Genomic DNA, 15,131 nt, shown 5'->3' on the forward strand with positions numbered 1-15,131 from the left:
GCGATGAGCGCGCGCATCCTCGTCGTGGACAACTACGACAGCTTCGTCTTCAACCTGGTCCAGTACCTCTACCAGCTCGGCGCCGAGTGCGAGGTGCGCCGCAACGACGAGGTCGAACCGGCACACGCGCAGGACGGGTTCGACGGGGTGCTGCTCTCCCCCGGCCCCGGAGCGCCCGAACAGGCCGGAGTCTGCATCGACATGGTGCGGCACTGCGCGTCCACCGGGGTGCCGGTCTTCGGCGTCTGCCTGGGCATGCAGTCCATGGCCGTCGCGTACGGCGGGGTGGTCGGCCGGGCGCCCGAGCTGCTGCACGGCAAGACCTCGTCCGTGAGCCACCAGGGCGCCGGCGTCTTCCAGGGCCTGCCCTCGCCGTTCACCGCCACCCGCTACCACTCCCTCGCCGTCGCGCGGGAGAACTGGCCGGACGAGCTGGAGATGACCGCCTGGACGGAGAGCGGCGTCGCCATGGGCCTGCGCCACCGCGACCTCCCCGTCGAGGGCGTGCAGTTCCACCCCGAGTCGGTGCTCACCGAGTGGGGGCACCGGATGCTCGCCAACTGGCTCGTCTCCTGCGGCGACACGGGGGCGGTGGAACGGTCGGCCGGGCTCGCCCCGGTGGTGGGCAAGGCCGGAGAGTGAACGGGCTCCGCCCCGAGCGGGACCCCTGGGGGGCGCCGGCGCCGGAGCGGTACGCGCCCCCGCCGGCGGACCCCCGGCCGCCCGCGGACCCGTACGGGTACGGACAGGGCGAGCCGGCCGACGGGCCGCATGGGCAAGGGGCGGGCGAGCCGGGCCCGTACGGGGGGCCCGCGTCGGCCACCGGACCGTACGGCGACGCGTCGTCCACCGGCCCGTACGGGCCCGGGCGGAACGTTCCGGCCGACGACCCGTACGAGTACGTGCCGGGCGAGCGGGCCGCCGGGCCCTGGTCGTCGGCGCCTGCCGCCTGGTCCCCCGGCGTCTCCCGGCCGCTGCCGCCCGAGAACGCCGGACGGGTCGTCGCCCGGCCCCTTCCTCCCGAGACGCCGCACCAGGCCGTCTCCCGGCCCCTCCCGCCCGAAGCCCCGGTGGGCGTCCCCCCGCAGTCCCAGGGCAGCGCCCTGCCGCTGCCGCCCGAGGACGACGCGACAATGCCGCTGCGCCGGACGGCGGCTCCTCCGGCCCCGTCGGTCACGGCTCCTCCGGCCGGCGGGCGGGCGGAGCGGCGCCGCGCGGCCCGGCGGGCGGAACGGGCACGCAAGGACGGCCTCGGGGTGGTCGTCAGCCGGCTGCTGGGCGAAGTGTTCATCACCATCGGTGTGGTGATGCTGCTGTTCGTCGCCTATCAGCTGTGGTGGACGAACGTCATCGCCCAGCAGCAGGCCGGCGGCGCGGCGAAGGACCTCCGCAGGAGCTGGGCCCGGGACGGCGGCACGGACCGGGACGCGGGCGCGTTCTCGCCCGGCGAGGGCTTCGCCATCATCTACATCCCCAAGCTCGACGTGAAGGCCCCGATCGCCGAGGGCACCGGGAAGCACAAGGTCCTGGACCGCGGCATGGTCGGGCACTACGGCAAGGGGCCGCTGAAGACCGCGATGCCCTGGGACCGGCAGGGCAACTTCGCGCTCGCGGGTCATCGCAACACCCATGGCGAACCGTTCCGTTACGTCAACCGGCTGCAGCCCGGTGACAAGATCGTGGTGGAGACGAAGAGCGCCTTCTACACCTATGAGATGACGAGCCGACTGGACCAGACGTCACCGGCGAACGTCGGGGTCATCCGCCCGGTGCCGCAGGGTTCGGGCTTCACGGGACCGGGCCGGTACATCACCCTGACCACCTGCACCCCCGAATTCACCAGTACGTACCGGATGATCGTGTGGGGCAAGATGGTGGACGAGCGCCCGCGCGCGAAGGGCAAGCCGGACGCGCTCGTCGACTGACGGACGGCAGGGGAACGGGGTACGGGCGGGCTGTGGCAGAGACCGAGGAGCTGACCGACGGCGCGCCACCGCGGCGCGGCCGTACCCGGGGCCGGATAGCCGCCACCGTCGGCGTGATCGGCGAACTGCTGATCACCGCCGGCGTGCTGCTGGCGCTGTTCGTCGTCTACTCGCTGTGGTGGACGAACGTGATAGCCGACCGCGAGGCGAAGCGGCAGGGCGCCCAGGTGCGCGAGAACTGGGCGCGGAAGGGGCCGGGCGCCCTGGACACCAAGGACGGGGTCGGCTTCCTGCACGTGCCCGCCATGGGCAAGGGCGAGGTACTGGTGAAGCCCGGCACGGGCAGCTCGGTGCTCAACGAGGGCGTGGCCGGCTACTACCGCAAACCGGTGAAGGCCACCCTGCCCTGGGAGGGCCAGGGCAACCTCACGCTGGCCGCGCACCGGGACGGACACGGCGCCAAGTTCCACAACATCCACAAGATCAAGGACGGCGACCCGGTCGTCTTCGAGACCCGGGACACCTGGTACGTCTACACGGTCTACAAGGAGCTCAAGCAGACCTCGCGGTTCAACGTGAAGGTCCTCGACCCGGTGCCCCGGGAGTCCGGGAAGACCGTGCCGGGCCGCTACCTGACGCTGACGACCTGTACGCCGATCTACACCTCCGACTACCGCTACGTCGTCTGGGCGGAGCTGACGCGGACGGAGAAGGTCGACGAGAAGCGGACGCCGCCGAAGGAGCTCCGGGGCTAAGACCGGAAGCACGGAGCCCCGGCGCCGCCCTCCTTAAGAAGGCGGTGCCGGGGCTCCTGTGTGCCCTATGGGATCAGTGCCGGCGGCCTTCGAGGAAGCCGCCGAAGGGGCCGCCCTGGTCGTTGCCGCCGGGGTTCCCCTGGTTGTCGCCGCCCTGGTTGGCGCCGCCGATGTCGGTGCCGGGAGTGCCCGCGCGAGTGAACAGGTTGACCGCCGTGCCCTTCTTCACCTTGCCGCCGGGGAGCGGCATGGACGTCTGCACGACGGCCTTGTCGTCGTTCGGGCCCATGATGGTGCCGACCTTGAGCCCCGCGTCCTCCAGGGCCTTCTTGGCGTCCTTGAGCGGCATGTTGGCCAGGTTGGGGACGTCGACGTCCTGCGGGCCCTTGGAGACGGTCAGTTCGACCGTCGAGCCGGGCGAGGCCGCGGTGCTGCCCTGCGGGGACTGGGCGGTTACCTGGCCGGCCGGGGCGGTGTCGTCGACGTCCTTCCGGGACACCTCGAACCCGTTGTCCTCAAGCTGCTTCTTGGCCGCGTCGAACTGCTGACCCACCACCGGCGGGACGGTTTTCGTCGGGACGGCCGTGGCGACGGTGAGGGTGACCTCCGCGCCCTTCTCGGCCTGCTCGTTGGCGTCGGGGTTCTGCTTGATGACGGTGCCGGCCGTGGCCTCGTCGGTCTGCTCCTCCCTGCGGTGGACCGTGAAGCCCTTGTCCTCCAGCTGCTTCTTCGCCTTGTCGAACTGGATGTGCAGGACGTTGGGGACCTCGACCTTGGCCGGCCCCTTGGACAGCGAGACCGTGACCTCGCTGTTCCGCTCGACCTTGGCGCCCGGCTTGGGGTTCTGCTCGCAGACCTTGCCCTTGTCGGCGTCGCAGTTGACCGCCTTGCCGCTGTCGACGACCTTGAGCTCGACGTTCTCGCCCTGCTTCTGCGCGGAGTCGAGCTTCTCGCCGATCAGGTTGGGCACGGTGACCTCACCGCTCTTGCCGTCCCCGCTGAACAGCGACTTCCCGATGAAGATCGCGCCGACGAGCACCAGGATGCCCGCGACCACCAGGAGGATCGTCGAGAGGCTGCTCTTCTTCCGGCCGTTGCCGCCGTGGCCGGAGCCGTCCCCGCCCTCGTCGTAACCGCCGTACCCGCCGCCTCCGTAGCCCCCGCCGTCCCGTACGGGCGGCAGCATGGACGTCTGCCCGGCGGCGTTCGGGTCGTGCCGGCCGAGCATGGCCGTCGGCTGGTCCTCGCCGCCGTAGCCGACCGCGCCCATGGCGCCGTAGCCGGCCGCGGCGGCCACCGGGCGGCCCTCCAGGGCGGCCTCGATGTCGGCGCGCATCTCGTCGGCCGACTGGTAGCGGTAGTCCGGGTCCTTGACCAGCGCCTTCAGGACGATGGCGTCCATCTCGGGCGTGATCTCGGGGTCGAAGGCGCTCGGCGGGTTGGGCTCCTCGCGGACGTGCTGGTACGCGACCGCGACCGGCGAGTCGCCGATGAACGGCGGCCGGACGGTGAGCAGTTCGTAGAGGAGGCAGCCCGTCGAGTACAGGTCGGAGCGGGCGTCCACCTGCTCGCCCTTGGCCTGCTCCGGGGAGAGGTACTGGGCGGTGCCGATCACGGCCGCTGTCTGGGTCATGGTCATGCCGGCGTCGCCCATCGCGCGGGCGATGCCGAAGTCCATGACCTTGACCTGGCCGGTGCGGGTCAGCATGACGTTGGCGGGCTTGATGTCGCGGTGGACGATGCCCGCGCGGTGGGAGTACTCCAGCGCCTGGAGCACCCCGATCGTCATTTCGAGCGAACGTTCGGGCAGCAGTTTGCGGCCGGAGTGGAGCAGCTCGCGGAGGGTGGACCCGTCCACGTACTCCATGACGATGTACGGGATCGAGACCCCGTCCACGTAGTCCTCGCCCGTGTCGTAGACCGCGACGATGGACGGGTGGTTCAGCGAGGCGGCCGACTGGGCCTCACGGCGGAACCGGGCCTGGAAGGACGGGTCCCGGGCGAGGTCCACCCGGAGCGTCTTCACGGCGACGGTGCGGCCGAGCCGGGTGTCGTGGGCGAGGTAGACCTCGGCCATGCCACCACGGCCGAGCACCGAGCCCAGCTCGTACCGGCCGCCGAGGCGACGCGGCTCTTCCATAGCTCCAGCCCTTCCGTTCTTCCCGACCGCACCGACGTGGGTCCGGCGGTGTGCTGTTCGCGCTTACCGTACCCGGCGTCCCGTACGGCACCCGGGCGTGACCGGCACCCGATACGTACCTGGTACCGGCGCGCGACGCCGGTGCGTGCCGGGGCTCACTTGGAGGAGTTGAGCACCGCCTCCATGACGTTCTTGGCGATCGGCGCGGCCAGCTTGCCGCCCGCGATGTCGTCGCGCATCGTGTTCGAGCCCTCGATGACGACCGCGACGGCCACCGGCGAGCCGTCCCCCTTCTTGGCGTAGGAGAGGAACCACGCGTAGGGGTTGCCGCTGTTGTCCACACCGTGCTGGGCGGTACCCGTCTTGCCGCCGACCTTGACGCCGTCGATCTTCGCCGAGGTGCCGGTGCCCTCCTCGACGACCGTCTCCATCGCGCTCTGCAGCGTCTGGGCGTGCTCCGGGCTGAGCGGCCGGCTCATCTCCTTGGGCTGGTGCGTCTCGATGACGTTCAGGTTGGGCGCGCGCAGCTTGTCCACCATGTACGGCTCCATGAGCTTGCCGTTGTTGGCGACGGCGGCGGCCACCATGGCCATCTGGAGCGGGGTGGCGCGGTTGGACGCCTGGCCGATGCCGGCCATGGCGTTCTGCGGGCGGTTGTCCTTGGGGTAGACGCTCTTGGAGACGCCGACCGGGATCTGCAGGTCGTCGCTGTTGAAGCCGAACTTGTTCGCCTGCTCGATCATCTTCTGGTTGCCCAGATCCGCGCTGATCTTGCCGAAGACGCTGTTGCAGGACCACTGGAGGGCCGCGCGCATCGAGACGTTGTCACAGGGCATCGTCGTCTCGTTGGGCAGCGGCAGGTTCCGTGTGTCGGGCAGCGTCCAGCCCTTGGGCGAGTTCGTCTTCTCGTCGACGTCCTTGTAGAGGTTGTTCTCCAGGGCCGCGGCGGCGGTGACGACCTTGAACGTCGAACCGGGCGGGTAGGTCTCCCGCAGCGCCCGGTTGAGCATCGGCTTGTTCTTGTCGTCGTTGAGCTTCGTCCAGGCGTCGCCGTCGTTGGCCCCGGCGATCCGCGAGGGGTCGTACGACGGGGTGGAGGCGAGCGCCAGGATCTTGCCGGTGCGCGGGTCGATGGCGGCGACCGCGCCCTTCTTGTTGCCCAGCCCCTTGAAGGCGGCCTCCTGGGCCTTGGCGTTGAGGGTGGTGATCACGTCACCGCCCTTCTTGCCCTTGCCGGTGATCATGTCGATCGTCCGGTTGAAGAACAGCCGGTCGTCGTCACCGGTGAGGATCTTGTCCTCGACGCCCTCCAGCAGGGTGGGCTTGTAGACCTGCGAGCTGTAGCCGGTCACCGGCGCCCACATCTCGCCGTTCTTGTAGGTGCGCTTGTACTTGTAGTTGATCCCGTTGACTTCCTTGGAGCCGGTGATCTCCTGGCCGTCGACGATGATGTTGCCGCGGGGCTGGCTGTAGCGGGCGATGTTGACCCGCATGTTGTTCTTGTCGTTCTTGAGCTCGTCGGCCTTGACGAACTGGAGCCAGTTGCCGCGGATCATCAGCGCGAGGACGAGGAGTCCGCAGAAGATCGCGATCCGGCGCACGGGCTTGTTCACGGTCGGACCACCTGGGTCATCTCGGCGTCTGGGTTGCTCACGGGGGTGGGTGCCGGGCGGCGCGCCGCGTCGCTGATCTTCATCAGGATGGCGATCAGCGCCCAGTTGGCGATCACGGAGGATCCGCCCTGGGCCATGAACGGCATCGTCATACCGGTCAGCGGGATGAGCCCGGTGACACCGCCGGCCACCACGAACACCTGGATGGCGAACGCGCCGGCGAGGCCGATGGCCAGCAGCTTGCCGAACGGGTCGCGGGCGGCCAGCGAGGTACGCACGCCACGCTCCACGATCAGGCCGTAGATCAGGACGACGGCCATCAGACCGGCCAGGCCGAGCTCCTCGCCGACGGTGGCCAGGATGAAGTCGGAGTTGGCGGCGAAGCCGATCAGGTCCGAGTTGCCCTGGCCCCAGCCGGTGCCGGAGACCCCGCCCGAGCCGAAGGCCCACAGGGCCTGCATCGACTGCTCGGAGTGGCCGCCGATGCCCTTCTTGCTCATCAGGAACTCGCCCAGCGGGTCGAGCCACGCCTGGACACGCTGCTGCACGTGGGTCTCGAAGGAGGCCACGCCCACCGCGCCCGCCGCCGACATCAGCAGGCCGAAGACGATCCAGCTGGTGCGCTCGGTCGCGACGTAGAGCATCACGATGAACATGCCGAAGAACAGCAGCGAGGTACCGAGGTCCGTCTCGAAGACCAGGACCAGGATGCTGAACGCCCAGACGGCCAGGATCGGGCCCAGGTCGCGGCCGCGCGGCAGGTACATGCCCATGAACCGGCGGCTCGCCAGGGCCAGCGCGTCCCGTTTGACCATCAGATAGCCGGCGAAGAACACCGCCAGCACGATCTTGGCGAACTCACCCGGCTGCAGGCTGCCCAGACCGGGAACGGTGATCCAGATACGGGCGCCGAACTTCGCCGGGAAGAACAGCGGGGAGATCAGCAGGGCCAGCGCCACGGCCATCGAGATGTACGTGTAGCGCTGGAGGACCCGGTGGTCCTTGAGGAAGATCACCACGGCCACGAACAGCGCGATGCCCAGCGCCGAGAACAGCAGCTGGTTGGTGGCGGCCGGCGCGAACGTCTTGGACGCCTGGAGGCGCTTGGACTGGTCCAGCCGCCAGATGATGACCAGCCCCAGCCCGTTCAGGACCGTGGCCAGCGGCAGCAGCAGCGGGTCGGCGTACGGCGCGAACTTCCGCACCACGAGATGGCCGACACCGGCGAGCAGGCCGAGGCCCATGCCGTAGCCGAGCATGCCGGAGGGCATCTCGCCGTCCAGCGCCAGGCCCACGTTGGCGTACGCGAAACAGGGGAGGATGACGGCGAAGGCGAGCAGCAGCAACTCGGTGTTGCGCCGGCTCGGCTGGCCCGCCGTGCTGACGGTGGTGGTGTTGGTGTTCGGCATGGGTGAGATGGCTGACACGTCGCTGGCCCCCTACAGCCTTACTGCTGGGAGCCGTTGCACTGCGCTGCCACTTTCTGCTCTTCCTCGCTGAGGGTGGGACCGGGCGCCGGGGTCGGTGCGGCCTGGAGGGCGAGGCCGGAACCCGCACCGGCCGCCGGGGTGGTGGGCTTGCCCGACGGCTTCCCGGCGTCGGGCTTGCCGGTGTCGGGCTTGGGCGTCTCGGCCTTCTGGTTCTCGCGCTGCCGGCGCTCGGCCTTCTGCTGCTCGTCCTTCTTCTTGCAGGCGCTCGCCAGCGTGCCGAGGTCCTTGACCTTCTGCTCCGCCTGCGCGCGGCTGCTCACCGCGATCGTGTCCTCCACCCGGCCGCGCTGGTCGACGGGCAGGTACTTGAGTTCGATCTCGGGGTGGTCCTGGTACAGCTTGCTGAGGCTGATCCAGGCGAGGTCCTGGTCGATGCCCTGGTAGAGGGCGACATGGGTGTTGTCCTTGGCCGCCAGGTAGTACTGCGTCTGCGTCCACTGGTAGCCGCCGTACAGGCCGCCGCCGACGACGCCGAGCACCACCGCGATGATCAGCGAGCGCTTGACCCAGCCCCCGCGCCGGCGGGGCTTGCCGGTCTCCACGCCGCTCTCGTCGTAGTCGTCGTGGAAGGCGCCGAACTCGCCGGCCGGGGCCGCGTCGCCGCCCGGACCGCTGCCGGGCGGGCCGAAACCGCCGCCCGCCGGGTCCGGCGGCGGGGTGCGGCCCAGCTCGGACGCCCGGCCGGCCGGGGTCTGCATGGCGCCGTTGTCCCCCGTGGGGAACTGGTTCTCGGCGACCGCGCCGACGACCACCGGGGTGTCGCTGTGCTGCTGGGCGACGAGGGTGTCCCCGCCGTCGACGTCCAGGACGTCCGCGACGATCACCGTCACGTTGTCCGGGCCGCCGCCGCGCAGGGCCAGCTCGATCAGCTCCTGGACCGTCTCCTGCGGGCCCTGGTAGCTCGCCAGCCGCTCCTCGATCGTCTCGTGGCTGACCACGCCGGAGAGGCCGTCGGAGCAGATCAGATAGCGGTCGCCGGCCCGCACCTCGCGGATGGACAGGTCCGGCTCGACGTGGTCGCCACTGCCCAGCGCGCGCATCAGCAGCGAGCGCTGCGGATGGGTGGTGGCCTCCTCCTCGGTGATCCGGCCCTCGTCCACCAGCCGCTGCACCCAGGTGTGGTCCTGGGTGATCTGGGTGAGGACGCCGTCGCGCAGCAGGTACGCGCGGGAGTCGCCGACGTGCACGAGGCCGAGCCGCTGGCCCGTCCACAGCAGGGCGGTGAGCGTGGTGCCCATGCCCTCCAGCTGCGGGTCCTCCTCGACCATCACGCGCAACTGCTCGTTGGCGCGGTGGACGGCGGTGCCGAGCGAGGTGAGCAGGTCGGAACCCGGGACGTCGTCGTCCAGCGTCACCAGGGTGGAGATCACCTCGGAGCTGGCCACCTCGCCCGCGGCCTGGCCGCCCATGCCGTCGGCGATGGCGAGCAGGCGGGGGCCGGCGTAACCGGAGTCCTCGTTGCCTTCCCGGATCATGCCCTTGTGCGATCCGGCGGCGAAACGCAGTGTCAGACTCATGCGCACCTCGCCCGTCGGCTCCGGGTACAGCCCCTTGCCCACCTCGCTGCCCACCCTCCGGTCGTCATGGTCCTACTACTTCCGCAGCTCGATGACGGTCTTGCCGATGCGAATCGGCGCGCCGAGCGGGATCGGGGTCGGGGTGGTCAACCGGGTCCGGTCGAGATAGGTGCCGTTGGTCGACCCGAGGTCCTCGACGATCCAGCGGCCGTCGCGGTCGGGATAGATCCTGGCATGCCGGCTGGAGGCGTAGTCGTCATCCAGCACGATCGTCGAGTCGTGGGCGCGGCCGAGGGTGATGGTCTGGCCCTGCAGGGCCACCGTGGTGCCGGTGAGCGTGCCCTCCGAGATCACCAGCTTGGTGGGGGCGCCGCGGCGGCCGCGGCTCTCGGCGCGTCCCGCGCCCCGGCGCCCGCCGGACTGCTGGCGCTGCGGCGGCGGGGTGGCCTGCTGGGCCGCCCGCTGCGCCGGACGTCCGTCGCCGCCGCGGCGCGAGCCGCGCGCGGTCACCCGCGTGCCGAACAGATCACTGCGAATGACCTGCACGGCCACGATGACGAACAGCCACAGTACGGCGAGGAAACCCAACCGCATGACCGTGAGGGTCAGCTCTGACATTGCCCCCGCTTCACCCTTCGGCTTGCCGATAAACGATGGTGGTGCTGCCCACGACGATCCGTGAGCCGTCGCGGAGCGTAGCGCGCGTGGTGTGCTGCCCGTCCACGACGATGCCGTTGGTCGACCCCAGGTCCTGGATGGTCGCGGGGGTGCCGACCCGGATCTCGCAGTGCCTGCGGGAGACGCCGGGGTCGTCGATACGGACGTCCGCCTCGGTGCTGCGGCCCAGCACCAGCGTCGGACGGGAGATCTGGTGCCGGGCGCCGTTGATCTCGATCCAGCGCCGCGTCCGCTCCGCCGCGCCGGCTCCCGGCCCGCCCGCGCGGGGCTGGGGACGGGCCGCGCCGGGCGGCGGGGACGACGGCATGGGCGGGGCGCCGGAAGGCTGCGGCGGGTAGCCGCCGCCCTGGGTGACGGGGGAGGGGCCGCCGCCGCGGGGAGCGCCGCCGCCGTACGGAGCGTGGGGGGCCTGGTGGCCCTGCTGTGCCTGAGGTTCCTGGGACTCGCTGGCCGCGAGGGTGCGGCTGCGGACGCGGTACAGACCGGTGTCGAGGTCGTCCGCCTTCTCCAGGTGGACCTGGATGGTCCCCATGAAGGTGTACCGCTGCTGCTTCGCGTAGTCGCGGACCATGCCGGCCAGCTCGTCGCCCAACTGGCCGGAGTAGGGGCTCAGCCGCTCGTAGTCCGGGCCGCTCAGCTCCACGATGAAGTCGTTGGGAACGACCGTGCGGTCACGGTTCCAGATGGTGGCGTTGTTGTCGCACTCCCGCTGGAGTGCGCCCGCGATCTCCACGGGCTGGACCTCGGACTTGAACACCTTGGCAAAGGTGCCGTTCACGAGACCTTCGAGTCGCTGCTCGAAGCGCTTCAGTACTCCCACGGGGCACCTCCTTCCCTCGGTGACGCCTGTGATGCCCGGTGCCGTTCCTGATACTGCTTACTGATCGTATCCACGCGCCGGGAAAACGGCTGGTTCCCCTTCGGCGCCAGGAGTGACGAGTGTCGCCCCCGCGTCCGTGCCGTGTTTCCCTCCGCGTTCCGTGCGGTCCTGCGGGTTCCCGCCGGGATCCCCCGGGTCCTGTCGGGGTCCTCCGGTCCTGCCGGGATCCTCCACGGGGGATCGTAGAGGCGCCCGGAGGCCAGTGTCCCGCAACCGGCGGGGTCCCCGCCGGTACCCCGGTGACCGGCCGGGGGCGGTCGGGGGGCGGGCGGTGGACAACGGGTGTGAAGGCACCCTCCCGAGCGTGCTAATGTTCTGCATGTCGGAAGGCGGACGCGCCGCGAACCGGACGAAAGTCCGGGGAGAGAGCGGAAGCCGGAAGACACACCCAATGCGCGGGTGGCGGAATAGGCAGACGCGCTGGATTCAGGTTCCAGTGCCCGAAAGGGCGTGGGGGTTCAACTCCCCCCTCGCGCACCGTGAGAACGGGCCTCGTCGTGAAAACGACGGGGCCCGTTCTTCTGTTTGCCCGTTCTTCTGTTTGCCGGGTGGCCGGCCGGTTTCCCGGTGGCCGTCCGGTGGTCTGGCCGTCCGGTGTTCGCCGGGGTGCCGGGTGCCCCTGTGCCGTATCTCTCAACGGGGCCGCCTGCCGGGCGCGGTGATCAATCCCCCTCCGTCCCGGAGGCGTTGTAGCGCAGCAGGTAGCCCGCGAACCGGGCGAGGTCGGCCTCGTCCCAGTCGGCGAGGCGGTTCTCGAAGGCGGTGCGGCGGCTGGCCGCGACCTGGTCCAGGACCTCGGTGCCGCGGTCGGTGAGGTGCAGGACCTGCACCCGCTGGTCGTCGGGGTCGGCGCGGCGCTCGACGAGGCCCAGCCGCTCCAGGCCCGCCACCTGCCGGCTGACCGTGGACTTGTCGAGCAGGTAGTGCGTGGCGAGGTCGGTGGCCCGGCAGCCCCGCTGGTCCTGGAGGTGGGCGAGCAGGGTGTACGAGACCAGCGACAGCTCGGGGTGCAGCCGGGCCGCGGCGGCGCGGGCGCGGCGTGCGAAGGCGGTCAGTTCCCGCTGGATGGTGTCGAGGTGATCGGCTCGATGTGCCACGGAAGTCCCTTCCTGCCCGTTTGGTTGTATAGTACAACTGAACGTGAAAGTTGTATAAGCCAACCATCTTGATCATCCTGGAGAGGGGTGCCCATGAGGCCCGCGACGCGCGCCGCGCTCCGGCATGTACTGACCCATCTGCTGACGCCACTGCTGATGTGCGTCGGCATGGGACTCGCCTACCTCGGCGCCTTCGCCGACCCGACGCCGCACGAACTGCCGGTGGCGGTCGTCGGCTCCGGACCCGGCGCGGAGCGACTGGCCGGCGCGATCGGGGAGCGGGCCGGCGACAAGCTGTCCGTCCACACCGTCGCCGACCGCGCGGCGGCCGTCCGGGAGCTGAAGGACCAGGACGTCTTCGGCGCCTATGTCCCCGACCGGCGGGCGCCGGAGCTGCTGATCGCCTCGGCCGGCTCGGACACCACGGCGTCGGCGGTGCAGAAGGTGTTCACGCCCGTCGCCGCCCGGCAGAACGCCCCGCTGAAGGTGACGGACGTGGTGCCGCCCTCCGAAGGCGACCCGACCGGGCAGGGCATCTTCTTCCTGCTGGTCGCGCTCAGCATCGGCTCCTACGCCTCCGTCGCGGTGATCGGCGGGGCCGGCGGAGCGCTGGCGCTGCGGATACGGGCCGTGCTGGCCGCCGCGACGTCGCTCGTGGTCAGCGTGATCGGCGTGGTGCTGGCGGGGCCCGTCTTCAACCTGGTGGACCACGGGCTGTGGGGGCTGTGGGGCCTGTCGTGGCTGTACTCGGCGGGTGTGCTCTTCGTCGGTACCGGGCTGCACACCTTCCTCAAGCGGTGGACCACGCTCGGGGTGATGGTGCTGTTCGTGATGCTGAACTTCACCAGCGCCGGCGGTGTCTTCCGGCCCGAGCTGCAGAACGGGTTCTTCGCCGGGCTGCACGGATTCTGGAACGGCGCGGGCTTTGTGGAGGGCACCCGCAGCCTCGTCTACTTCGGCCACTCCGGGCTGGGCGGCCATGTGGCCACGCTGCTGGTCTGGCTGGCCGTGGGGCTCGTGGTGCTGGGTGCCGCCTGGGCGGTGGAGCGCCGGCGCGGGCTGCGGGCGGCCGCGGCGGCCCGGGCCGAGGCCGAGGAGGAGATGGAGGAAGCCGTCGGCGTCTGAGGCGGGAGGGGGGCCGGAGCTCGTAGGCTGGGCGGGTGATGAATCCGGAGACCGACGTGCCGGCCGAACCGGGCACCGAACGGCTGGAGCGGGCCGTGCGGGCCGCCGAGCAGGCGCTGATCGAGTTCGAGATCGCGGTGGAGACGTTCCGGGTGGAGGTGGAGAACTTCTCCCGGCTCCACCACCAGCGGCTCGGCCCGCTGTACGGGCGGCTGGACGAGCTGGAGGCGCGCATCGCCGAGGCCGTCGCCGCCCGCTCCGGCGACCCGGACGACCTGCGGCGGGCGCGCGAGGCGCGGGCGCTGGTGCAGCCGATGCCGGACGTCGAGGAGCTGCTGGGCGGCTGGATGGACTCCGACGGGCTGTCGCCCGAGGCGACCGCCATGCTCACCGGGCAGCGGGTCCGGCCGCCGGAGCGCGTCCGGCCCAGCGACGCGGCCCGCAAGGCGTACCGCGACCTCGTCCGCCGGGCCCACCCCGACCTGTCCACGGAGGAGGGGGAGCGGCGGCGGCGCGAGGAGTTCGTCGTCCGGGTCAACGAGGCGTACGCGGCGGGTGACGAGGAGCGGCTGCGCGAGCTGGCCGAGGAGTGGGCCGCCGGGCCCGTCCCCGGGCAGCGGCGCCCGGACCGCGCCGAGGAGCTCTACGCGCGGCTGGAGTGGCTGGCCCGGCGCAAGGAACTGCTGGCGGAGCTGGCCGCCGAGCTGGAGTCCTCGGCGATCGGCGCCATGATCAAGATGGCGCCGGAGGACCCCGACGGGCTGCTCGACGAGATCGCGGGCGGGCTGCTGGCGCAGATCGCCGAGCGCGAGACCCGGCTGGCCTCGCTGGTCGGGTAGCGGCGGCGGCGCCGGGCGACCGGGCGCGGAGTCGGGGGCCAGGGGTCGGAGGCCGGGCGAGGCCGGGGTCCCGGCGGCCGGATAGTGGCCGCGCGAGCCGGACCAGGATTGGGCCACCGGGCCGGTCCCCGGGCAGCGGGCCGGGCCGGTGGGGAGGATCCGCTGGCCGGGTAGCGGCGACGGCAATGGTCCAGGGGATCCGGCGGGCGGTGGCAGCGGCGGTATTGGGGCGGTACTGGTCGGTAGGGGAGCCCGGCGGTCGGGTAGCGTCGGGCCCATGATGTTTGGTTCCGGGGTTCCCACGGTCGAGGTCGGCGCGCTCGCGGCGGACGACTTCCTGCTGGACGTGCGCGAGGCCGACGAGTGGGAGGCCGGGCACGCCGAGGCCGCCCTGCACATCCCGATGAGCGAGTTCACCGCGCGCTTCGGCGAGCTCACGGAGCAGGCGCCCGACGCCGGCCGGATCAACGTGATCTGCCGCTCGGGCGGCCGCTCGGCCCAGGTCACCGCCTATCTGGTGCAGCAGGGCATGGACGCGGTGAACGTCGGCGGCGGCATGCAGGCGTGGGAGGCCGCGGGCCGTCCGGTCGTCGCGTCCGGCGGGGGCCCGGGCGCGGTGATCTGACGCAGGGATTGGCGCCACGGAGTCCCGCGGCCGGTGCGGCGCGGGGCCAGGGGTCGCAGTCCGGGTGCTGTCACCGCCGTGCGACCGCGTCCCGCCGACCGCATCGTTGATCGATGGGCCGGTGGCGCGGCAAGGACCGGTGCGGCCCCGACAGCGGGAGTCGCGGAGCCGGAGTCGGCTGCCTCTCGCCGCGGTGACCCGGGGCACGTGCCCGGGTCCGCCCGCAGCGCCGCTGATCGCGGAGGCGCGGCATGGCCGGCTTCCGGCACTGGGGCGTTGTCGTGGGGTCGGTGGCTGCCGTCGACCGGGTCTGCGGGGTGGTCCCGCTCGGGCGGGCGCCGGATACGGAAAGGCTTTCCGTCCCTCTGCGAACGCGGGGTTCGGGTGACGGCCGGAGCCGCTCGCCCGCACTGGGCGGGGGCGCACCCGCCGGCTGCGAGTACCTTC

At 71.4% G+C, this 15,131-nt stretch carries 13 protein-coding genes and 1 tRNA gene; 7 read left to right on the forward strand and 7 right to left on the reverse strand.

The window, feature by feature from the left end:
* Positions 1–3 precede the first annotated feature (3 nt).
* The 3 genes from K7I03_RS16400 to K7I03_RS16410 are packed head-to-tail and all read left to right on the forward strand — an operon-like array spanning position 4 to position 2,680.
* Positions 4–642 (forward strand): aminodeoxychorismate/anthranilate synthase component II, encoded by a 639-nt coding sequence (locus K7I03_RS16400; RefSeq protein WP_185940339.1) that lies wholly within the window; start codon positions 4–6, stop codon positions 640–642.
* Positions 639–1,925, forward strand: coding sequence for a class E sortase (locus K7I03_RS16405; RefSeq protein ID WP_185940338.1), 1,287 nt, complete (start codon positions 639–641; stop codon positions 1,923–1,925). The genes K7I03_RS16400 and K7I03_RS16405 overlap by 4 nt, the downstream gene beginning before the upstream one ends.
* 32 nt (positions 1,926–1,957) lie before the next feature.
* Positions 1,958–2,680, forward strand: a complete 723-nt coding sequence (locus tag K7I03_RS16410) for a class E sortase (RefSeq protein WP_185940337.1) — start codon at positions 1,958–1,960, stop codon at positions 2,678–2,680.
* 73 nt (positions 2,681–2,753) lie between these two features.
* Here K7I03_RS16410 and pknB read toward each other — a convergent pair whose 3' ends face one another.
* The 6 genes from pknB to K7I03_RS16440 all read right to left on the reverse strand — a co-directional run bounded on the left by pknB (position 2,754) and on the right by K7I03_RS16440 (position 10,938).
* On the reverse strand, positions 2,754–4,820 hold the full coding sequence (pknB, locus tag K7I03_RS16415; protein ID WP_185940336.1) for a Stk1 family PASTA domain-containing Ser/Thr kinase: 2,067 nt from the start codon (positions 4,818–4,820) through the stop codon (positions 2,754–2,756).
* 155 nt (positions 4,821–4,975) lie between these two features.
* Entirely contained in the window at positions 4,976–6,433 is a 1,458-nt protein-coding gene (locus K7I03_RS16420) for a peptidoglycan D,D-transpeptidase FtsI family protein (RefSeq protein WP_185940335.1), read from the reverse strand.
* Complete coding sequence (locus K7I03_RS16425) at positions 6,430–7,842, reverse strand: FtsW/RodA/SpoVE family cell cycle protein (RefSeq protein ID WP_185940334.1); 1,413 nt, start codon at positions 7,840–7,842, stop codon at positions 6,430–6,432. Before K7I03_RS16425 ends, K7I03_RS16420 begins: the two co-directional genes overlap by 4 nt.
* Before the next feature lie 38 nt (positions 7,843–7,880).
* Positions 7,881–9,494 (reverse strand): Stp1/IreP family PP2C-type Ser/Thr phosphatase, encoded by a 1,614-nt coding sequence (locus K7I03_RS16430; protein WP_398857327.1) that lies wholly within the window; start codon positions 9,492–9,494, stop codon positions 7,881–7,883.
* A gap of 21 nt (positions 9,495–9,515) precedes the next feature.
* Positions 9,516–10,058 carry an FHA domain-containing protein FhaB/FipA gene (locus tag K7I03_RS16435; RefSeq protein WP_185940333.1) on the reverse strand — a complete coding sequence of 181 codons (543 nt, stop codon included), beginning with the start codon at positions 10,056–10,058 and terminating at the stop codon, positions 9,516–9,518.
* 10 nt (positions 10,059–10,068) lie between these two features.
* Entirely contained in the window at positions 10,069–10,938 is an 870-nt protein-coding gene (locus K7I03_RS16440; protein WP_185940332.1) for an FhaA domain-containing protein, read from the reverse strand.
* Positions 10,939–11,391: 453 nt separating this feature from the next.
* On the opposite strand from K7I03_RS16440, the gene K7I03_RS16445 reads away from it, so the two are divergent.
* A tRNA-Leu gene (locus tag K7I03_RS16445) sits at positions 11,392–11,475 on the forward strand.
* A gap of 185 nt (positions 11,476–11,660) precedes the next feature.
* Here K7I03_RS16445 and K7I03_RS16450 read toward each other — a convergent pair.
* Positions 11,661–12,095 (reverse strand): MarR family winged helix-turn-helix transcriptional regulator, encoded by a 435-nt coding sequence (locus K7I03_RS16450; protein ID WP_185940331.1) that lies wholly within the window; start codon positions 12,093–12,095, stop codon positions 11,661–11,663.
* A gap of 93 nt (positions 12,096–12,188) precedes the next feature.
* Between K7I03_RS16450 and K7I03_RS16455 the strand changes: the two genes are divergently transcribed.
* From K7I03_RS16455 to K7I03_RS16465, 3 genes are all read left to right on the forward strand, one after another.
* On the forward strand, positions 12,189–13,220 hold the full coding sequence (locus tag K7I03_RS16455) for a hypothetical protein (RefSeq protein ID WP_185940330.1): 1,032 nt from the start codon (positions 12,189–12,191) through the stop codon (positions 13,218–13,220).
* 38 nt (positions 13,221–13,258) lie between these two features.
* Positions 13,259–14,059, forward strand: coding sequence for a hypothetical protein (locus K7I03_RS16460; protein ID WP_185940718.1), 801 nt, complete (start codon positions 13,259–13,261; stop codon positions 14,057–14,059).
* Between the two features lie 277 nt (positions 14,060–14,336).
* Positions 14,337–14,684 (forward strand): rhodanese-like domain-containing protein, encoded by a 348-nt coding sequence (locus K7I03_RS16465; protein WP_185940329.1) that lies wholly within the window; start codon positions 14,337–14,339, stop codon positions 14,682–14,684.
* Positions 14,685–15,131 lie beyond the last annotated feature (447 nt).

It is taken from the genome of Streptomyces mobaraensis, assembly GCF_020099395.1.
In the GTDB taxonomy this organism is placed as follows: Bacteria; Actinomycetota; Actinomycetes; order Streptomycetales; family Streptomycetaceae; genus Streptomyces.

Coding starts and splice junctions, on each gene's coding strand:
- K7I03_RS16460 (WP_185940718.1), top strand. CDS start 13,259: ATGAATCCGGAGACCGACGTGCCGGCCGAACCGGGCACCGAACGGCTG.
- K7I03_RS16400 (WP_185940339.1), top strand. CDS start 4: ATGAGCGCGCGCATCCTCGTCGTGGACAACTACGACAGCTTCGTCTTC.
- K7I03_RS16425 (WP_185940334.1), bottom strand. CDS start 7,842: ATGCCGAACACCAACACCACCACCGTCAGCACGGCGGGCCAGCCGAGC.
- pknB (WP_185940336.1), bottom strand. CDS start 4,820: ATGGAAGAGCCGCGTCGCCTCGGCGGCCGGTACGAGCTGGGCTCGGTG.
- K7I03_RS16465 (WP_185940329.1), top strand. CDS start 14,337: ATGATGTTTGGTTCCGGGGTTCCCACGGTCGAGGTCGGCGCGCTCGCG.
- K7I03_RS16435 (WP_185940333.1), bottom strand. CDS start 10,058: ATGTCAGAGCTGACCCTCACGGTCATGCGGTTGGGTTTCCTCGCCGTA.
- K7I03_RS16455 (WP_185940330.1), top strand. CDS start 12,189: ATGAGGCCCGCGACGCGCGCCGCGCTCCGGCATGTACTGACCCATCTG.